This window comes from Pseudomonas sp. GL-RE-29 (assembly GCF_019947275.1).
GTDB lineage: Bacteria > Pseudomonadota > Gammaproteobacteria > Pseudomonadales > Pseudomonadaceae > Aquipseudomonas > Aquipseudomonas fluorescens_A.
The window spans coordinates 1-19,272 of the sequence record NZ_JAGYGD010000013.1 but is presented as its reverse complement, the minus strand read 5'-3'; the positions used below and the strand labels follow the sequence as shown (position 1 = coordinate 19,272).

17 protein-coding genes are annotated in these 19,272 nt (G+C 59.1%); 7 read left to right on the top strand and 10 right to left on the bottom strand.

The features are described 5' to 3' along the window. Window positions 1-20: 20 nt before the first annotated feature. The 7 genes from KGB21_RS12765 to gloB form a co-directional block, all read right to left on the bottom strand. Entirely contained in the window at window positions 21-1,631 is a 1,611-nt protein-coding gene (locus KGB21_RS12765) for an ABC transporter ATP-binding protein (protein ID WP_223505290.1), read from the bottom strand. A gap of 1 nt (window position 1,632) precedes the next feature. Next, complete coding sequence (locus tag KGB21_RS12760; RefSeq protein ID WP_034146536.1) at window positions 1,633-2,652, bottom strand: ABC transporter permease; 1,020 nt, start codon at window positions 2,650-2,652, stop codon at window positions 1,633-1,635. Window position 2,653: 1 nt separating this feature from the next. Continuing rightward, window positions 2,654-3,727, bottom strand: a complete 1,074-nt coding sequence (locus tag KGB21_RS12755; RefSeq protein ID WP_034146535.1) for a microcin C ABC transporter permease YejB — start codon at window positions 3,725-3,727, stop codon at window positions 2,654-2,656. A gap of 4 nt (window positions 3,728-3,731) precedes the next feature. Further along, window positions 3,732-5,573, bottom strand: a complete 1,842-nt coding sequence (locus tag KGB21_RS12750; RefSeq protein ID WP_223505289.1) for an extracellular solute-binding protein — start codon at window positions 5,571-5,573, stop codon at window positions 3,732-3,734. Beyond that, complete coding sequence (locus KGB21_RS12745) at window positions 5,570-7,384, bottom strand: extracellular solute-binding protein (RefSeq protein WP_411741380.1); 1,815 nt, start codon at window positions 7,382-7,384, stop codon at window positions 5,570-5,572. Before KGB21_RS12745 ends, KGB21_RS12750 begins: the two co-directional genes overlap by 4 nt. A gap of 271 nt (window positions 7,385-7,655) precedes the next feature. Then, window positions 7,656-9,098 (bottom strand): transglycosylase SLT domain-containing protein, encoded by a 1,443-nt coding sequence (locus tag KGB21_RS12740; protein ID WP_223505287.1) that lies wholly within the window; start codon window positions 9,096-9,098, stop codon window positions 7,656-7,658. Between the two features lie 99 nt (window positions 9,099-9,197). Next, entirely contained in the window at window positions 9,198-9,965 is a 768-nt protein-coding gene (gloB, locus tag KGB21_RS12735; protein WP_223505286.1) for a hydroxyacylglutathione hydrolase, read from the bottom strand. Window positions 9,966-10,030: 65 nt separating this feature from the next. Between gloB and KGB21_RS12730 the strand changes: the two genes are divergently transcribed. The 5 genes from KGB21_RS12730 to KGB21_RS12710 all read left to right on the top strand — a co-directional run bounded on the left by KGB21_RS12730 (window position 10,031) and on the right by KGB21_RS12710 (window position 15,319). Further along, window positions 10,031-10,789 (top strand): methyltransferase domain-containing protein, encoded by a 759-nt coding sequence (locus KGB21_RS12730; RefSeq protein ID WP_034146530.1) that lies wholly within the window; start codon window positions 10,031-10,033, stop codon window positions 10,787-10,789. A 90-nt stretch (window positions 10,790-10,879) separates the two neighbouring features. Next, window positions 10,880-11,332: a ribonuclease HI gene (rnhA, locus tag KGB21_RS12725; RefSeq protein WP_223505285.1), complete on the top strand. Its 453-nt coding sequence runs from the start codon at window positions 10,880-10,882 to the stop codon at window positions 11,330-11,332. Between the two features lie 83 nt (window positions 11,333-11,415). Further along, the gene (gene dnaQ, locus KGB21_RS12720) at window positions 11,416-12,186 is read left to right on the top strand and encodes a DNA polymerase III subunit epsilon (protein ID WP_223505284.1); all 771 of its coding nucleotides are present in this window, start codon (window positions 11,416-11,418) and stop codon (window positions 12,184-12,186) included. A gap of 248 nt (window positions 12,187-12,434) precedes the next feature. Further along, window positions 12,435-14,690: an Orn/Lys/Arg decarboxylase N-terminal domain-containing protein gene (locus KGB21_RS12715; RefSeq protein WP_223505283.1), complete on the top strand. Its 2,256-nt coding sequence runs from the start codon at window positions 12,435-12,437 to the stop codon at window positions 14,688-14,690. A 14-nt stretch (window positions 14,691-14,704) separates the two neighbouring features. Next, window positions 14,705-15,319, top strand: a complete 615-nt coding sequence (locus KGB21_RS12710; protein ID WP_034146470.1) for a GNAT family N-acetyltransferase — start codon at window positions 14,705-14,707, stop codon at window positions 15,317-15,319. Here the strand turns inward: KGB21_RS12710 and KGB21_RS12705 are convergent. Further along, window positions 15,285-16,178, bottom strand: coding sequence for a LysR substrate-binding domain-containing protein (locus KGB21_RS12705; RefSeq protein ID WP_223505282.1), 894 nt, complete (start codon window positions 16,176-16,178; stop codon window positions 15,285-15,287). The genes KGB21_RS12710 and KGB21_RS12705 overlap by 35 nt on opposite strands. A gap of 89 nt (window positions 16,179-16,267) precedes the next feature. After that, the gene (locus KGB21_RS12700; RefSeq protein ID WP_223505281.1) at window positions 16,268-16,495 is read right to left on the bottom strand and encodes a hypothetical protein; all 228 of its coding nucleotides are present in this window, start codon (window positions 16,493-16,495) and stop codon (window positions 16,268-16,270) included. A gap of 182 nt (window positions 16,496-16,677) precedes the next feature. Between KGB21_RS12700 and KGB21_RS12695 the strand changes: the two genes are divergently transcribed. After that, window positions 16,678-17,238, top strand: coding sequence for an NADPH-dependent FMN reductase (locus tag KGB21_RS12695; RefSeq protein WP_223505280.1), 561 nt, complete (start codon window positions 16,678-16,680; stop codon window positions 17,236-17,238). Between the two features lie 9 nt (window positions 17,239-17,247). On the opposite strand, the gene KGB21_RS12690 is transcribed toward KGB21_RS12695, so the two are convergent. Then, window positions 17,248-17,907 (bottom strand): TetR/AcrR family transcriptional regulator, encoded by a 660-nt coding sequence (locus KGB21_RS12690; protein ID WP_223505279.1) that lies wholly within the window; start codon window positions 17,905-17,907, stop codon window positions 17,248-17,250. 55 nt (window positions 17,908-17,962) lie between these two features. Between KGB21_RS12690 and KGB21_RS12685 the strand changes: the two genes are divergently transcribed. Then, on the top strand, window positions 17,963-19,066 hold the full coding sequence (locus tag KGB21_RS12685; RefSeq protein WP_223505278.1) for a DUF2855 family protein: 1,104 nt from the start codon (window positions 17,963-17,965) through the stop codon (window positions 19,064-19,066). The last annotated feature ends 206 nt before the right edge of the window (window positions 19,067-19,272 follow it).

Here is a 19,272-nt window from a genome sequence, read left to right as displayed (position 1 = left end):
GTGTTGCTCCTCTTTTCAGGTTATTGCGCAGTGGCTGGAGCCAGGAAAGCGGCTTCCAGCAACTGCTGTGTATACGGATGTTGGGGGGCGGCAAAAATGCTTTGCGCGTCTCCCTGTTCGACCACTTGGCCATGCTTGACCACCATCAGCTGGTGGCTCAGCGCTTTCACCACAGCCAGGTCATGGCTGATAAACAGATACGTCAGGTTGTACTTGCTTTGCAGTGAACGCAAAAGCTCCACCACTTGGCGTTGCACGGTGCGGTCGAGGGCCGAAGTCGGCTCGTCCAGCAGAATCAACGCCGGTTTTAGCACCAGTGCCCGGGCAATGGCGATTCGCTGCCGCTGCCCGCCGGAAAATTCGTGGGGGTAGCGGTTCCGGGTTTCCGGATCCAGGCCTACCTCCTTGAGTGCTGCAATTATCGCTTGTTCCTGTTCCGCCTCGGTGCCCATTTTGTGGATCCGCAGGCCTTCGCCAACGATCTGGCTCACGCACATCCGTGGGCTCAGGCTGCCGAACGGGTCCTGAAACACCACCTGCATCTCCCGCCGAAGCGGTCGAACCTGCTGCTGCGTCAGGCAGTCTAGCTGCTTGCCTTCAAACCGGATGGCGCCTGTACTGCCGATCAACCGCAGGATCGCCAGACCCAGAGTCGATTTGCCGGAACCGCTTTCTCCCACAATCCCCAGGGTCTGGCCCTGGGGCAGGCTGAAATTGATGCCATCGACGGCTTTGACGTAATCCACGGTCTTTTTCAGCAAGCCTTTCTTGATCGGGAACCAGACTTTCAAGTCCTCGACCGCCAGCAATGGCGGGCCAATCACGTTGGTCGCCGGTGTGCCGCTGGGCTCCGCTGCCAGCAGGGTCCGAGTGTACGGATGCTGCGGCGCGCGGAACAACTCTTCGCACGATGCCTGTTCGACGATGCAACCGCGCTGCATGACACATACGCGATGCGCAATTCTTTTCACCAGGTTCAAATCGTGGCTGATCAGCAGCAACGCCATGCCCAAACGGGCCTGCAATTCCTTGAGCAATTCGAGGATTTTCAGCTGAACGGTCACGTCCAGTGCGGTGGTCGGCTCGTCGGCAATCAGCAACTCCGGCTCGTTGGCCAGGGCCATGGCGATCATGACGCGCTGGCGCTGGCCGCCGGACAATTCGTGGGGCAGGGCCTTGAGGCGCTTTTCCGGCTCAGGAATGCCGACCATCTCCAGCAATTCAAGGGTGCGTTTAGTCGCCACTTTGCCGATCAGGCCCTTGTGGATGCCGAGCACCTCGTTGATCTGCTTCTCGATCGAGTGCAGCGGGTTGAGCGAGGTCATCGGCTCCTGGAAGATCATCGCGATCCGGTTGCCGCGGATGTGGCGGATGGTTTTTTCCTTGAGGCTGAGCAGATCCTGCCCGGAATACTCGATGGTGCCGGACGGGTGCCGGGCGAGCGGGTAGGGCAGCAGGCGCAGGATCGAATGCGCCGTCACCGATTTACCGGAACCACTTTCACCTACCAGCGCCAGGGTTTCACCGCGCCTGATATCGAAGCTGACACCCTCGACTACACGTTGCGAGCGCTCACCGACGACGAATTCGACGGAGAGGTCGCGCACTTCGATCAGATTGTCCTGATTCATTTCACTTCCTCGGGTCGAAGGCATCGCGAGCGGACTCGCCGATGAACACCAGCAAACTCAACATCAACGCCAGCACGGCAAACGCGCTCATGCCCAGCCACGGCGCTTGCAGGTTGGATTTACCCTGGGCCACCAGTTCACCCAGTGACGGGCTGCCTGCCGGCAAGCCGAAGCCGAGAAAATCCAGTGCCGTCAGGGTGCCGATGGCGCCGGTCAGGATGAACGGCATGAAGGTCATGGTCGAAACCATGGCGTTGGGCAAGATATGGCGGAACATGATCGCACCGTTTTGCATGCCCAGGGCTCGCGCGGCGCGCACGTATTCCAGATTACGCCCACGCAAGAACTCGGCGCGCACCACATCCACCAGACTCATCCAGGAAAACAGCAGCATGATTCCCAGCAACCACCAGAAGTTCGGTTGGACGAAACTGGCGAGGATGATCAGCAGATACAGCACCGGCAACCCCGACCAGATCTCCAGGAAGCGCTGTCCCGCCAGATCCACCCAACCGCCATAGAAACCCTGCAAGGCGCCCGCGATGACGCCGATGATCGAGCTGAGAATGGTCAGCGTCAGGGCGAACAACACCGAAACACGGAAGCCGTAAATCACCCGGGCCAACACATCGCGACCCTGATCATCAGTGCCCAACAGGTTGTCGGTGGACGGTGGGGCCGGGGCCGGAACTCTCAGGTCGTAGTTGATGCTCTGGTAACTGTAGGGAATCGGTGCCCACAACACCCAGGCGTCCTTGGCCTTGAGCAGTTCGCGGATGTACGGGCTCTTGTAGTTGGCCTCCAGCGGAAACTCGCCGCCGAAAGTGGTTTCCGGGTAACGCTTGAGCGCCGGGAAGTACCAGTTGTTGTCGTAATGCACCACCAGCGGCTTGTCGTTGGCGATCAACTCGGCGCCGAGGCTGGCACCAAACAGTATCAGAAACAGCCACAGCGACCACCAGCCTCGCTTGTTGGCCTTGAACAGTTCGAAGCGGCGGCGATTGAGAGGGGACAGGTTCATCTCAATGCTCCCGGCTTTCGAAGTCAATTCGTGGATCGACAAAGGTGTAGGTTAGGTCACCGATCAGCTTCACCACCAGCCCGAGCAGGGTGAAGATGAACAGTGTGCCGAACACCACCGGGTAATCGCGGTTGATTGCCGCCTCGAAACTCATCAGGCCGAGTCCGTCGAGGGAGAAAATCACTTCCACCAGCAACGAACCGGTGAAGAAGATCCCGATGAACGCCGACGGGAAACCGGCAATCACCAGCAGCATGGCGTTGCGGAACACGTGGCCGTAGAGCACGCGATGATTGGTCAGGCCCTTGGCCTTGGCGGTAACGACGTACTGTTTGTTGATTTCATCGAGGAAGCTGTTTTTGGTCAGCAGCGTCATGGTCGCGAAGTTGCCGATTACCAGTGCAGTCACGGGAAGCGCCAGGTGCCAGAAGTAATCGAGGATCTTGCCTCCCATGCTCAGCTCATCGAAGTTGTTCGAGGTCAGCCCGCGCAACGGGAACCAGTCGAGGTAACTGCCACCGGCAAACACCACGATCAACAGGATGGCGAACAGGAACGCCGGGATCGCGTAGCCGACGATGATCGCCGAACTGGTCCAGACGTCGAAGTGGCTGCCGTGTCGCGTGGCCTTGGCGATCCCCAGCGGGATCGACACCAGGTACATGATCAGGGTGCTCCACAGCCCGAGGGAGATCGACACCGGCATCTTTTCCTTGATCAGGTCGATGACCTTGGCGTCGCGGAAAAAACTGTCGCCAAAATCCAGCGACGCGTAGTTCTTGACCATGATCCACAAGCGTTCCGGCGCCGATTTGTCGAAGCCGTACATGTGCTCGATTTCCTTGATCAGCGCCGGGTCCAGACCTTGTGCGCCGCGATAGGCGGAACCGGCCACCGACACTTCGGCACCGCCGCCAGCGATGCGGCTGGTGGCGCCTTCGAAGCCTTCGAGCTTGGCGATCATCTGTTCCACCGGCCCACCGGGGGCAGCCTGGATGATCACGAAGTTGATCAGCAAAATGCCGAACAGTGTCGGGATGATCAGCAGCAGTCGCCGAAAAATATACGCCAGCATCTGATTACTCCGTGCCCGCAGGGTCGGCTTGCAATTTGGTTTCGATCTCTATAGCCGGTTTGGCATCGGGCTTGACCCACCAGGTGGCGATGCCGATGTCATATTTAGGCGAGACCTTTGGATGACCGATGTGGTTCCAGTAGGCCACGCGCCAGGTTTTGATGTGCCAGTTGGGAATCACGTAATAGCCCCATTGCAGCACCCGGTCCAGTGCGCGGGCGTGGGCCACCAAGCTTTTGCGCGAATCGGCATTGATCAGTTGCTCGACCAGTTGGTCCACCACCGGGTCTTTGAGGCCCATGGAATTGCGGCTGCCGGGTTTCTCGGCGGCGGCGGTCATCCAGAATTCGCGCTGTTCGTTGCCCGGCGAGTTGGACTGCGGGAAGCTGCCGACAATCATGTCGAAGTCCCGCGAGCGCACGCGGTTGACGTACTGCGAGACGTCGACCCGGCGAATCACCAGATCGATGCCCAGGTCGCTGAGGTTACGCTTGAACGGCAACAACACCCGTTCGAATTCGGTTTGCGCCAAAAGGAATTCGATGCTCACTGGTTTGCCGGTGGCATCGACCATCTTGTCATCAACGATGCGCCAGCCAGCCTCTTGCAGCAGTTGGTAGGCTTTGCGCTGCTGGGTGCGGATCATGCCGCTGCCGTCGGTCATCGGGTTCTGGAAGGCTTCGCTGAACACCTGCTCCGGAATCTTGCCGCGGAATGGATCGAGAATCGCCAGCTGATCGGCATCCGGCAGGCCCGTAGCAGCCATTTCCGAGTTCTCGAAATAGCTGCGGGTGCGCGCGTAGGCGCCGTTGAACAACTGCTTGTTGGTCCATTCGAAGTCCAGCAGCAGGGTCAGGGCCTGGCGCACCCGCACATCCTGGAACACCGGGCGTCGCAGGTTGAACACGAAGCCTTGCATGCCAGTGGGGTTGCCGTTGGCGATCTGCTCTTTGATCAGCCGGCCTTCGGTCACGGCCGGGATGTTGTAGGCATTGGCCCAGTTCTTCGCGGTCATTTCCAGCCAGTAGTCGAACTGCCCGGCCTTCAGCGCTTCGAGCGCCACGGTGTTGTCGCGGTAATAGTCGGTGATCATCACGTCGAAGTTGTAGAACCCGCGGTTGACCGGCAGGTCCTTGCCCCAGTAGTCCTTCACTCGCTCATAGCGCACCGAACGTCCGGCCTTTACTTCGGCGACTTTGTAGGGACCGCTGCCCAGCGGAATTTCCAGATTGCCTTTGTTGAAATCGCGACTGGCCCACCAATGTTTGGGCAGCACCGGCAACTGGCCGAGGATCAGCGGCAACTCGCGGTTGTTGTTGTGCTTGAACTTGAACAGCACCGTCAGCGGATCTTCGGCGACCACGTCTTCGACGTCGCTGTAGTAGCCGCGGAACATCGGCGCGCCATCCTTGATCAGGGTCTGGAAGCTGAACACCACATCTTCGGCACGGATCGGATGCCCGTCGTGGAACCGCGCTTGCGGACGCAGATAGAAACGCACCCAGGAATTGTCCGGAGCCTTTTCGATCTTGCCGGCGACCAGACCGTACTCGGTGAACGGTTCATCCAGGCCCTGCTTGGCCAGGGTGTCATAGATCAAATTGATGTCGTCGGCGGCGACACCCTTGCTGATGAACGGATTGAGGCTGTCGAAGCCACCGAAACCGGCCTGACGGAATTTTCCGCCCTTGGGTGCATCCGGATTGACGTAATCGAAGTATTTGAAATCGGCCGGGTATTTCGGCGGCTCGTTGTACAGGGTCAACGCATGTTGCGGGGCGGCACAGGCCAGCCCGGCGAACAACAGGGCGCTGGCCTGCAGGAGCAGGGCACTTGCGGGTTTCATTGATCTTTCTCCGAAGACTTCAGCCACCACGCGCTCAGGCCCAGGGTATAGGGCGGCGTGGTGACAAAGGCGAACCGGTTGCGGTAGGCCAGGCGATGATAATTGAGGTACCAGTTGGGAATGATGTAGTGCTGCCACAGCAGCACCCGGTCGAGTGCCTTGCCGGCGGCGACCTGCTCATCGCGACTCTTCGCTGCGAGCAATTGTTCGAGCAAATGATCGACCACCGGGTTGGCGATGCCTGCGTAATTCTTGCTGCCCTTGACCCCGACCTGGCTTGAGTGGAAATACTGCCATTGTTCCAGGCCGGGACTGAGGGTCTGGTTGAGGGTCATCAGGATCATGTCGAAATCGAACTGGTCGAGGCGCTGCTTGTACTGGGCGCGATCGACCGTGCGCAGCTTGGCGTCGACGCCAATGCTGGCGAGGTTCTCGACATAAGGCTGAAGAATGCGTTCCAGGTTCGGGTTGACCAGCAGGATCTCCAGGCGCAACGGTTGCCCGGCCGCGTTTTGTAAACGCTGACCATTGAGCTTCCAGCCGGCCTCGGCAAGCAGGGCCAGGGCTTTGCGCATGGTTTCCCGGGGGATGCCGCGGCCTTGGGTTTGCGACAGGCTGAAAGGCTCGGTGAACAGCTTGGCGGGCAATTGCTCGCGATACGGTTTGAGCATCAGCCATTCATGACCGAGCGGCAGGCCGGTGGCAGAAAACTCGCTGTTGGGGTAGTAACTCATGGCGCGCTTATAGGCGCCGCTGAATAGGGTGCGATTGGTCCACTCGAAGTCGAACATCAATCCCAACGCTTCACGCACCTTGGCCTCGGCGAACGTCGGTCGGCGGCTGTTCATGAACAGGCCTTGGGTCTGTGTCGGGATCTGGTGCGGAATTTGCGCCTTGATCACCTCGCCACGGCGGATTGCCGGGAAGTTGTAGCCGGTGTCCCAGTTCTTTGCCTGGTGCTCAATGTAGATGTCGAATTCGCCGGCCTTGAACGCTTCGAAGGCCACGTCGCTGTCGCGGTAGAACTCGACTTCCATGCGATCGAAGTTGTACTTGCCACGGTTGACCGGCAGATCTTTGCCCCAGTAGTCCTTGACCCGCTCGAAAACGATCTGCCGCCCCGGCGTCACCGACGTTACGCGATACGGTCCGCTGCCCAATGGCGGTTCGAAGGTCGTGGCCTTGAAGTCGCGTCCTTTCCAGTAGTGCTGCGGCAGCACCGGCAACTCGCCCAGGCGCAGGATCAACAGCGGATTGCCGGCACGCTTGAAGACGAAGCGAATGCGTTGCGGGTTGAGGATGTCGACCCGCAACACTTCCTGAAGATTGGTGCGGTACTGCGGATGACCTTCCTTGAGCAGCAAGCGGTAGGAGAACGCCACGTCGTAGGCCGTGATCGGGGTGCCATCGTGGAAGCGCGCTTCCGGGCGCAGGTTGAACACCACCCAGCTGCGGTCTTCGCTGTACTCAACCGATTGGGCAATCAGGCCATAACTTGACGTCGGCTCGTCGCCGGATGGCGCGTATTGGCCGGTGCCGACCATCAGCGGTTCGTTGAGCTCGTTGATGCCGTATTGCAGGAAGTTGGGTGTGGCAACCGGGCTGGTGCCCTTGAAGGTGTACGGGTTGAGCGTATCGAAGGTGCCAAACGCCATCACCCGCAACGTACCGCCCTTGGGCGCTTGCGGGTTGACCCAGTCGAAATGGGTAAATCTGGCCGGGTACTTGAGCGTGCCGAACTGCGCATAACCATGGCTTTCGCTGATCGACGCGCTTGCGGTGGAGCTCAAGGCCAGGCTGATCAGGAGCAGGAGGAGGGGACGCTTCAAATAAGGAATCCGATCCGGGCGGCTTGGGCTTGGTGGTCGGTACAGTAACAGCTTGTATGGACAGGAAAAAGACGGAGACTTGAAGGGTAATGTCAGCGGGTCAGGATTTGCGATTTTCTGTAGGAGCCGGCTTGCTGGCGATGGTCGTTAACGATGACGCGTTGTGACAGGTTAAACGCGGCGCACCCATCACCAGCGAGCCGGCTCCTACAGGATTGAACATAAAAAAGCCCCTGGAATCAGGGGCTCATTTTTAATGCGGGTTGGACACCGTCAGCATCTGCCCAGGCTTCAGCGCCTGGCCAACGCGCGGGTTCCAGCGCTTGAGGTGTTGCATTTCAACGTTGAAGCGCTTGGCCACGATGTACAGCGAGTCGCCTTGCTGGACCTTGTATTGCGACTGCGGTTTCTTGTCCTTGCTCTTGGACTTGGCTGCGACGACGGTGTTGATACGCCCGGAGTTGCGTTTGCTGGTGTCCTGCATGACCAGCGTCTGCCCAGGCTTGAGGTTCTTGCCGCTCAGCTTGTTCCAGCGCTGCAAGTCCTTGACGTCGACATTGTTGGCCTTGGCGATGGAGCCGAGGTTGTCGCCGCGCTTGACCTTGTAGCTGCGTTTGGCGCTCGCCAGTTGGGTATCGTTTGCACCTTCGAAAACCGGCTTGAGCTGTTTCTTGCTGATCAACTCTTCAGGCCGCATGGTTTGCAGGCTGGTGGTCAGCAATTGCGCCTTGGACGTCGGCACCAGCAGATGCTGAGGGCCATCGAGGGTGGTGCGCTGCTTGAATGCCGGGTTGAGCTGAAACAGTTCGTCTTCGTCGATGTTGGCGACTTCTGCAACCTTGGACAGGTCCATCCGCTGGTTGATTTCGACGACCTGGAAGTACGGTTCGTTGGCGATCGGGTTGAGGTTCACGCCGTAGGCTTCAGGCGCCATGACCACTTGCGACAGGGCCAGCAACTTCGGCACATAGGCCTGGGTTTCGGCGGGCAGCGGCAGGTTCCAGTAGTCGGTTGGCAGGCCAAGCCTTTCGTTACGCTCGATTGCCCGGCTGACCGTACCTTCGCCCGCATTGTAAGCGGCAAGTGCCAACAACCAGTCACCGTTGAACATGTCATGCAGACGGGTCAGGTAGTCCATTGCGGCGTTGGTCGAAGCGGTGATGTCGCGACGGCCATCGTAGAAGCGTGTCTGGCGCAGGTTGAAGTAACGCCCGGTGGACGGGATGAATTGCCACAAGCCAACCGCATTGGCCCGGGAATAGGCCATCGGGTTGTAGGCGCTTTCAATCACTGGCAGCAGCGCCAGCTCCAGCGGCATGTTGCGTTCTTCAAGGCGTTCGACAATGTAATGAATGTAGAGACTGCCGCGTTCGCCGGCGTTTTCCAGGAAAGATGGATTGCTGGCGAACCACAGGCGCTGCTGCTCGATGCGTGGGTTGACGCCCAGCCCGTCTTGCAACTGGAAGCCCTGGCGCATGCGCTCCCAGACGTCCTGCGGAATCTGCGGGCTCGGCTTTTCGCTGAGCCAGACGGGCTTCTGCTTGGCGCGCGCGGCAATATTCGGAGTGTGTGCCGCGTCGGTTTGCGGCACATGGCTTGAACAGCCTGCCAATGTCGCGGACACAGCCACCGCTATGGCTTGCGCCAGGCGGGACAAAGCGTCCGAGTTGATGGCTTTACGAATAGATGACGACATTGGCTGGAAGTAAGTTCCGGGCAAAAATGTCGGGCGATTCTAGAAAGCGCACCCCCGGCGGTCAACCATTCAGAATTTTAGGACCATCGTGCAAGTCGCTCAAAACTTGTCTTTCCAGGCTCGTAGAGCAGCAAAAACTATATCGGGCGCGGAGTTATCGGTGCCGGTCCGTTCATCTGCTTTTTCTTTAACGGATGTTTCACGGGTGCGCAAAAACGGGTTTGTGCGCTTTTCCAGGGCTATCGTGGAAGGCAGTGTGATGGTCCCGGTTTCCCGTTGCCGAGTGACATCAGCGAGACGTTCGAGGGTGTCCGGATTACCCGGTTCGACAGCGACGGCGAAGCGCAGATTGCTCAGCGTATATTCGTGCGTGCAGTAGACCTTCGTCTCCTCGGGAAGGGCCGCGAGGCGCGACAGCGAGGTGTACATTTGTTGAGGTGTGCCCTCGAACAAACGACCGCAACCAGCGGCGAACAGGGTATCGCCACAAAACAGCAGGTCGGGATGATAATAGGCAATGTGCCCCAGGGTATGGCCGGGGACGGCGATGATCTCGAAGTCATGGCCCAGGACATTGATGCTGTCGTTATCCTTGAGCGCAACGTCCCGCGCCGGGATGGTTTCGCTGGCCGGGCCGTAGACCTTCGCGTTTGTCGCTTTCTTCAGCTGTTCGACACCGCCGACATGGTCATGATGGTGGTGGGTGATCAGAATATCGCTCAGGGTCCATTGCGGGTTTGCCGCGAGCCAGGCTTGCACCGGCGCGGCATCGCCCGGATCGACCACCGCGCAGCGCTGGGCGTCTGTGTCTTGTAACAACCAGATGTAGTTGTCGGTGAAGGCGGGCAGGGCTGTGATCTGTATCATCGTCGGATTCGCCAAGCGGTAAACAATGGCGCATCTTAGAACTTCCTGGCGCGTTGGAGAATGCAATGACTGATAAAGCGTTCGCTCAGGCCGATCCTGACTGGCTGGCGTTGATCAGCGCCGCCCGCGAATGGCTGTCCGGTCCCCTCGGGCAGTTTTTGCTGGATGAAGAACGGCGCATGCTCGAAGACGAGCTTGGGCGTTTCTTCGGCGGCTACCTGGTGCACTACGGTCCGTCCGCGCAGACGCCGCCACCGGCACCGCAGGTTCAGCGCAATGTGCGCCTGGGTGCGCCGTTGCCTGGGGTCGAGATTGTTTGCGAGGAACAGGCCTGGCCATTGAGCGAGCATGCCGCCGACGTGGTGGTGTTGCAGCACGGTCTGGATTTCTGCCTGTCGCCCCACGGATTGCTGCGTGAAGCGGCGAGCAGCGTGCGGCCCGGCGGGCATCTGTTGATCATCGGGATCAATCCCTGGAGCAGTTGGGGCCTGCGTCATGTGTTTGCTCATGATGCGTTGCGCAAAGCCCGCTGCATTTCGCCGTCACGGGTGGCCGACTGGCTGAACCTGCTGGGCTTCGCGCTGGAGAAACGCCGCTTCGGATGCTATCGTCCGCCGCTTGCTTCGCCCACCTGGCAGACCCGTCTGGCCGGTTGGGAACGCAAGGCCGGTGATTGGCAATTGTCGGGTGGCGGCTTCTATTTATTGGTGGCGCGCAAAATCGTGGTCGGCTTGCGACCCGTGCGACAAGAACGCCGCGAACCGATGGGCAAGTTGATTCCGTTGCCGATGGCCAAGGTCAACCGTCGTCGTATCGAACCGTAATACACACTTTTATTTTCGGCCGGGGTTGCCCCGGTCTCGGGCGTCGTCGATCGTTGATTGGCGAGCCACCGCATTTTCTGGATAGATGGCATGAGCGATAGCGTAGAACTCTTCACCGACGGCGCCTGCAAAGGCAACCCCGGCCCTGGCGGCTGGGGCGCATTGCTGGTGTGCAAGGGCGTTGAAAAAGAACTCTGGGGCGGCGAAGCCAATACCACCAACAACCGCATGGAACTGATGGGCGCGATTCGCGGCCTCGAAGAACTCAAGCGTCCCTGCGACGTGCTGCTGGTGACCGACTCCCAGTACGTGATGAAAGGCATCAACGAGTGGATGGCCAACTGGAAAAAACGCGGCTGGAAAACCGCGGCCAAAGAGCCCGTCAAGAATGCCGACCTGTGGCAGATGCTTGACGAACAGGTCAATCGCCACAACGTCACCTGGAAGTGGGTGCGCGGGCACATCGGTCACCACGGTAACGAACGGGCCGACCAGTTGGCCAACCGTGGGGTGGATGAAGTGCGCGGCTACAAACAAGCCTGACGACGATCCTCCTACAGGGACGGTTTTCCCCATGTTAAGATCCGCGCTTTTGCACGATTGACCGATTGAGAGCTGAGCACTAGATGGCCACCAGATCCGTTGTACTCGATACCGAAACTACCGGCATGCCGGTAACCGACGGCCACCGGATTATCGAAATCGGTTGTGTCGAGTTGATCGGTCGGCGCCTGACCGGCCGGCATTTCCATGTTTACCTGCAACCGGACCGCGAAAGTGATGAAGGCGCCATCGGCGTCCACGGCATCACCAACGAATTCCTGGTGGGCAAGCCGCGTTTCGCTGAAGTGGCCGAAGAATTCTTCGAGTTCATCAAGGGCGCGCAGCTGATCATCCATAACGCGGCGTTCGACGTTGGCTTCATCAACAACGAATTCGCCCTGATGGGTCAGCAGGATCGCGCTGACATCACGCAGCATTGCTCGATCCTCGACACCCTGATGATGGCCCGGGAACGTCACCCGGGGCAGCGCAACAGCCTCGATGCCTTGTGCAAACGCTATGGCGTCGACAACTCCGGCCGTGAACTGCACGGCGCCTTGCTCGACTCCGAGATCCTTGCCGACGTCTACCTGACCATGACCGGCGGGCAGACCAGTCTGTCGTTGGCCGGTAATGCGTCCGATGGCAATGGCTCCGGTGAAGGTGCGGATAACTCGGCCACAGAAATCCGACGCCTGCCAGCGGACCGACAGCCAACGCGCATCATCCGCGCCAGCGAAGACGATCTGGCCCGACACGCGGCGCGTATGGAAGTCATTGCCAAATCCGCCGGTGCTCCGGCGCTGTGGGTGCAACTGGCTGAAGCCAAAGCTGAGGCTGAAGCTCAGGCTTAGAAATACAAGCTTTTGTGGCGAGGGAGCTTGCTCCCGCTGGGTCGCGAAGCGGCCCCCGCATTTTTTCCAGTGACAGAAAATTCGCAGGTTTTTTGACCGCTGCGCCGCCGAGCGGGAGCAAGCTCCCTCGCTACAAAAGGGTGCGTTCATCGTCCGGGATGGGGCATCCCGCTCGCCACATCCGCTCCAACCCTCTACCCTGAGGTGATTGGCAGGCTCTGGTCTGCCGCCTCAGGATACTGAGCCTCATGTACAAAGATTTGAAATTCCCGGTCCTGATCGTCCACCGCGACATCAAGGCCGACACCGTCGCCGGTGATCGTGTTCGGGGGATTGCCCGGGAGCTGGAGCAAGAAGGTTTCAGCATTGTCTCGGCCGTGGATTACACCGAAGGGCGCCTGGTGGCTTCGACCCATCACGGCCTTTCGTGCATGTTGATCGCAGCGGAAGACGCCAGCGCCCATTCTCATTTGTTACAGAATATGGCCGAGCTGATTGGCCTGGCGCGCGTGCGAGCCCCTGATCTGCCGATCTTCGCCCTGGGCGAACAGGTGACCCTGGAAAACGCCCCCGCCGACGCGATGGCTGAGCTTAATCAACTGCGCGGCATCCTTTATCTGTTCGAAGACACCGTGCCATTTCTCGCCCGCCAGGTTGCCCGCGCCGCGCGCAAGTATCTGGATGGCCTGCTGCCGCCGTTCTTCAAGGCCTTGGTGCAACACACCGCCGACTCCAATTATTCCTGGCACACCCCCGGTCACGGTGGTGGCGTTGCGTATCACAAAAGTCCGGTGGGGCAGGCGTTCCACCAGTTCTTCGGGGAAAACACCCTGCGGTCGGATTTGTCGGTGTCGGTGCCGGAGCTCGGTTCCTTGCTGGATCACACCGGTCCGCTGGCAGAAGCAGAGGCCCGCGCGGCACGGAATTTCGGCGCTGATCACACCTTCTTCGTGATCAACGGCACGTCGACCGCCAACAAGATCGTCTGGCACTCCATGGTCGCTCGCGATGACCTGGTGCTGGTGGATCGCAACTGTCACAAGTCGGTGCTGCATTCGATCATCATGACTGGTGCCATTCCGTTGTACCTGAGTCCGGAACGTAATGAACTGGGGATTATCGGCCCGATCCCGCTGAGTGAATTCAGTGTGGAGTCGATTCAGGCCAAGATCGACGCCAGCCCGTTGACCCGAGGCCGGGCGCCCAAGGTCAAACTTGCGGTCGTCACCAATTCGACCTACGACGGGCTCTGCTACAACGCTGAGCTGATCAAGCAGCAACTGGGCAACAGTGTCGAGGTGTTGCACTTCGACGAGGCCTGGTACGCCTATGCGGCGTTCCATGAGTTTTTTGCCGGGCGTTACGGCATGGGCACGTCCCGCAGCGACGACGGCCCGCTGGTGTTCACCACCCATTCCACCCACAAACTGCTGGCGGCCTTCAGCCAGGCGTCGATGATTCATGTGCAGGACGGCGGCGCGCGGCAGCTTGACCGTGATCGCTTCAACGAAGCCTTCATGATGCACATCTCGACGTCGCCGCAGTACGGCATCATTGCCTCGCTGGATGTCGCCTCGGCCATGATGGAAGGCGGGGCCGGGCGTTCGCTTTTGCAGGAAATGTTCGATGAGGCCCTGAGTTTTCGCCGGGCGCTGGCCAACCTGCGCCAACACATTGCCGCTGACGACTGGTGGTTTTCCATCTGGCAGCCACCTTCGGTGGAAGGCATCGACCGGGTTGTCACCCAAGACTGGTTGCTGCAACCGGAGGTCGACTGGCACGGCTTTGGCGGCGTCACTGACGATTACGTGTTGCTCGATCCGATCAAGGTCACCCTGGTGATGCCGGGACTGACCGCGGGCGGCGCACTCAGTGAGCGTGGGATTCCGGCCGCCGTCGTCAGCAAATTCCTCTGGGAGCGCGGGCTGGTGGTGGAAAAGACCGGCCTGTATTCGTTCCTGGTGTTGTTCTCCATGGGCATCACCAAAGGCAAATGGAGCACGCTGCTCACCGAGTTACTCGAATTCAAACGCAGTTATGACGCCAACGTCAGTCTGGCAGCCTGCCTGCCTTGTGTGGCGCAACAGAATGTCGCGCGCTATCAGGGCATGGGCCTGCGCGATTTGTGCGATCAACTGCACGCCTGCTATCGCAGCAACGCCACGGCCAAGCATCTCAAGCGCATGTACACGGTGCTGCCGGAAATCGCCATGAAGCCAGCTGACGCCTATGATCAACTGGTGCGAGGCGAAGTCGAAGCGGTGTCGATCGATGCTTTGGACGGGCGTATCGCTGCCGTCATGCTGGTACCGTACCCGCCCGGAATTCCGTTGATCATGCCCGGCGAACGTTTTACCGAGTCGACCCGCTCGATCATCGACTACCTGGCGTTTGCTCGCACGTTCGATAGCAGCTTCCCCGGTTTCGTCGCTGACGTGCACGGCTTGCAACACGAAGACGAGGGCAATGGACGGCACTACACCGTCGATTGCATCAAGGAATGAGGACCTTTCCCAGTATGCAACCGGTTATAAATCCGAATTACCCAGGGCTGTCGGTGCGCGTGGCCGACGAAGGCTTTGCCGCTTATATCTGGGGCAGTGATTTCAGTTTTGAAGTTGCCGCCTACGGCACACCCGAAATAGGTCAGCCGGTGGAGCAGTGGCGGGTCACGCCGATCACCCCTTATCGCAAGTGTTATGGCATCGATCCCGAGGAGTTCAGCAGTTTTCGCGACGCTGCCGACAGTGCGATTTTCATGGCGTATCTGGACGATGAGCCCGTGGGCCACCTGGTGATCAGCACCAATTGGAACGGCTTTGCCCACATCGACGAATTGGCGGTGCATGCCCCGGCACGACGCCATGGCGTGGCCAAGGCGTTGCTGGATGTGGCGCAGTTCTGGAGTCGCAAGAAGAAGCTGCCGGGCATCATGCTCGAAACCCAGAACAACAATCTTGGGGCTTGTCGATTGTATGAGCGCAGCGGCTATGTGATTGGCGGCATTGATCACCTGCGCTATCGCGGCATCGATCCCAATACGGCCGAAGTGGCGCTGTTCTGGTATCGATTGTTCGATAACCCGCTGGAAAATCCGCTCAGCTCGCCAGCATCGCCGCGGCTTGTTCCGTGATGATCGCCAGCAAGCTCTGAATGGCGGGTGAGGGCTCATCGTTCTTCAGGGTCAGGGCGTAAAGGGTGACCGGCACCGCTGGCGCCAGTGGGCAAACATCGAGCCCGGCCGACTTGGCGCCGAGGGCGGTGAAGGGATCGACAATGGCCAGGCCTTCACCGGCCTCGACCATGCTGCGCATCATCTGGTGTGTCTGAACCCGGGTCTGGATGACCGGCGCCGGCCGCAGCGCATGCAGCTTGTTTTCAAGCGCCGGGCTGAGCGGGTCATGACCCTCAAGGCCGACCATCGCTTGGCCCGCCAGGTCCTGTAGCGAGATGTATTTCTGCTTCGGTTGCAGCCAGCCGTGCGGGGCGAGCAGTTGCAGCTTGCCTTGAGCAATCGCCTGACAATGGATATCGCTGTGCTCGGGATCGTGCAGGCTCAGGCCCAGATCGCTTTCACGCAGCAACAAGCTGCGAACGATATCGCGAGTGGGTTGGCTCTGCAGCGTACAAGGCGCGTCGGGCAGTCGTCGGCGCAGCGCAGCGATGCTTTGCGGCAACAATTGTTGGGCCAGGGGCGGGGTGCAGATGATGCGTAACGGCGGGGCGAGGTATTGCTTGAGACTGCTGGCCAGACGTTGCAGCGGTTCGAGCGCATCGTAGACGCGGGTGATTTCGACCTGCAACGCCCGGGCTTCACGCGTAGCCTGCAAGCGTCCGCGAACGCTGGAGAACAGCATGAAACCCAACTGATCCTCGGCGTCGCGCAAAATGCGCTCGACTTCGGCCACCGGCAACTGCAGCCATTCGGCGGCGGTGCCCAGGTGACCGGTCTGCAGGAGCGCCTGGATCACTTCGATATGGCGTAAGCGCATGCGTGAAGTCCATGTTCAGCGAGTGAAAGGAGTCAGTGGCTGAATCCTAACCCAAGTCTGCGCATATGACTTCTGCTCATAACGTCGAGTTATGAAGCGACGTTCGTTACCGGTTCACGGATGATGGTCACGCCCGATTGCACCAGCAGAAATTGATCTTCATCAACCTTGTTTACGCGATCGCCAATGGCCAGCTTGTACGTGGTGACGGGGGCGAATCCGTCTGCCGGCGGGGTGGATTCCTGGAACTCATGTACGGAATAAATGCGGCCTTCCGCGTCTCTTGCATGGAACTGACCGACGAGTACTGCTGCCATCTGCTTAGAACCTCTGGAGATAAATCACTCAATGTGCGGTTGGATAGACCGCCACCGAGTACGGTAAGTTTTCCGACATAAAAAAAATAATCAGGACGCAGATATACCTGTGTTCACTGGTTGAACCGTCGCCTGATCATCTATAACTACAGGCTCCCCCCACGGACAATCGAGAGTCTTCCATGAGCAATGTCTACAACGTCGCCGTAGTGGTCGGCAGCCTGCGCAAAGCATCGATCAACCGCAAGGTCGCCCTGGCGCTGGCGGATCTGGCGCCGGCCAACCTCAAGTTGAATATTGTCGAAATCGGTGATCTGCCGCTCTACAACGAAGACATCGATGGTGCTGCACCGCCGGCAGCCTACAGCACTTTCCGACAAACAGTGAGCTCATCCGACGCAGTGCTCTTCGTCACCCCGGAATACAACCGTTCGGTGCCAGCCCCGCTGAAAAACGCCATCGACGTCGGTTCGCGTCCCTATGGCCAGAGTGCCTGGAGTGGCAAGCCAGGTGCGGTGATCAGTGTTTCGCCGGGCGCGGTCGGTGGATTCGGCGCGAATCACAACTTGCGCCAGTCCATGGTGTTTCTTGATGTACCGATGATGCAGCAACCGGAAGCCTACCTCGGTGGTGCCGGTTCGGCGTTCGACGAGGCGGGTAACCTGTCCGAATCCGTCAGACCGTTCTTGCAGAAATTCATCGATGCCTACGGGAAGTGGGTCGAGCAGCACAAAAAGCTTTGATGCTGCGGCTTACGAAGCGCTGACCAGTCGGCTACAGATCATCGTTTCCATTTCCGACAACCATGCGGCGGTTTGCGCCGCCGCGGGTTGCGCGGTGACGCAATAACGCCGGCCGCCCCAAGCCATGATGACCCACGCGTCGACGGTGGCTTGCGAGGGCGGCACCGGCAAGTCACTACAAGCCGCAAAGGCTTCGTGCCATTTCTGCGACAGTTCATCGAACACCCTTCGATGATGTTTGGGTTCGGCGAACTGGTGTTCGATGAGCAGCACGGCATGGTTGAACAGTGGCTGGTGGTCGTCGTCGGGATCGCAGGTCAGACGTATCAGGCGTTTGATCCGGGTGTGCCAATCCAACTCGGTTGCTTGCACAATCAACTCGTCCATCTGTTGCAACAAGGCATCCAGCCGATGCCGGATGTAACCGGACAGCAGCGCCTCTTTGCTCGGGAAATAATCGTACAGCGTACCGATCGCAACGCCTGCTTCGAGTGCCACTTCCCGAGTGGTCAAACCGGACCAACCATCCCTTTGCCAAATCCGAACAAAAGCCTGGTAAATCGCTTCGACGGTGAAAACGGCCCGGGCCTGAGTCGGCCGTTTCAGCGGTTTTGCACGGGGATTTAGGGTGGGCGCGCTGCCCTTAATGTTTCCGAACCCGTTCTTCATCGGCTGGCTTTACTCTGGTGCTACCCGCCACATTTGCGCAGCAGGAGACTGAAGGATGCAAGGTTCAAGCACGGTAACACGGCTGATAACCCGTAAAAACGCCCTCGATCAGAGCCGGATCGAACAGGAGCAACGAAGCCTGGTTCCGGCGGCCGGCGAGGTGATTTTGAAGATTGATCGTTGCGCGCTGACGACCAACAACATTACCTACGCCGCGTATGGCAATTCGATGAACTACTGGGGATTCTTTCCCACAGGGTTGGCGGAATGGGGCCACGTTCCGGCCTGGGGTTTCGCTGATGTCGTGGCGTCCGATGTGCCAGGGATCAAGGTTGGGGAGCGCTTCTACGGGTATTTCCCGATCGCGAGCCATTTGTGGATGCGTCCGGAGCGGGTGACTGAACGGGGTTTCTACGATGGCGCCGAGCATCGAGTCGGGTTGACTTCGGCCTACAACCAATACACCCGTTGCAGTTGGGATTCGTACTACCGCCCGGCAACCGAAAACCTGCAGATTCTGCTCAAACCACTGTTTTTGACCTCTTCAATGCTCGCGGATTTTTTGCAGGACAAGCAGTTCTTCGGCGCCACTCGACTGGTGTTCTCCAGCGCGTCGAGCAAAACCGCCTATGGCACCGCGGTTTGCCTGGGTAATCATCCGGGTCTGGAACGGGTGGCGCTGACCTCCGCCGGCAATAAAGCTTTTGTCGAAACGCTTGGTTGTTATGAGCGAACGGTGTCTTACGCGGAACTGGCAAGCCTGCCCAATGACCGTCCGACGCTGTACGTGGACTTTTCCGGCGACCTCGATTTACGCGACCGGGTGCACCAGCATTTTGCCGGGCAGTTGGTTTACAGCTGCTTCGCCGGATCGGCACAAAGTACCGATGAGGCACGATTGACGGCCATAGCGGGGCCGCAACCGGTGTTCTTTTTTGCACCGATCCAGATCCGCAAGCGCAATGCCGATTGGGGGCCGGAAGGGGTTAGTGAGCATATTGGTGCTGGCTTGTTGGCGTTTTTCAAGAAAGTGACGGGCAGTGAACCGCCGTTAATGGAGGTTATAGAAAGTCAGGGTTACGAAGCGGCGCAGGTGGTTATTTCCCGTTTGTTTCATGGACAGGTCGCGCCGGTGGAAGGGCATGTGATTCGGTTGTAAATGTACAAAAGATCGTCCGAACGAGGCCCGAGCCTTCGGCAGCTCCTACAGGTGTACGCATTCCATGTAGGAGCTGCCGTGTTGCGGTCGAATTTTTTTAGACCATGATGTAGGAGCGTCGATCTAAGGAAGCATCATGGGTTATCGGGTTGTCACGTCAGAGGAAAAAGCAGAAGCCATTCGCTTGGTTGTGGAGATGCATTACT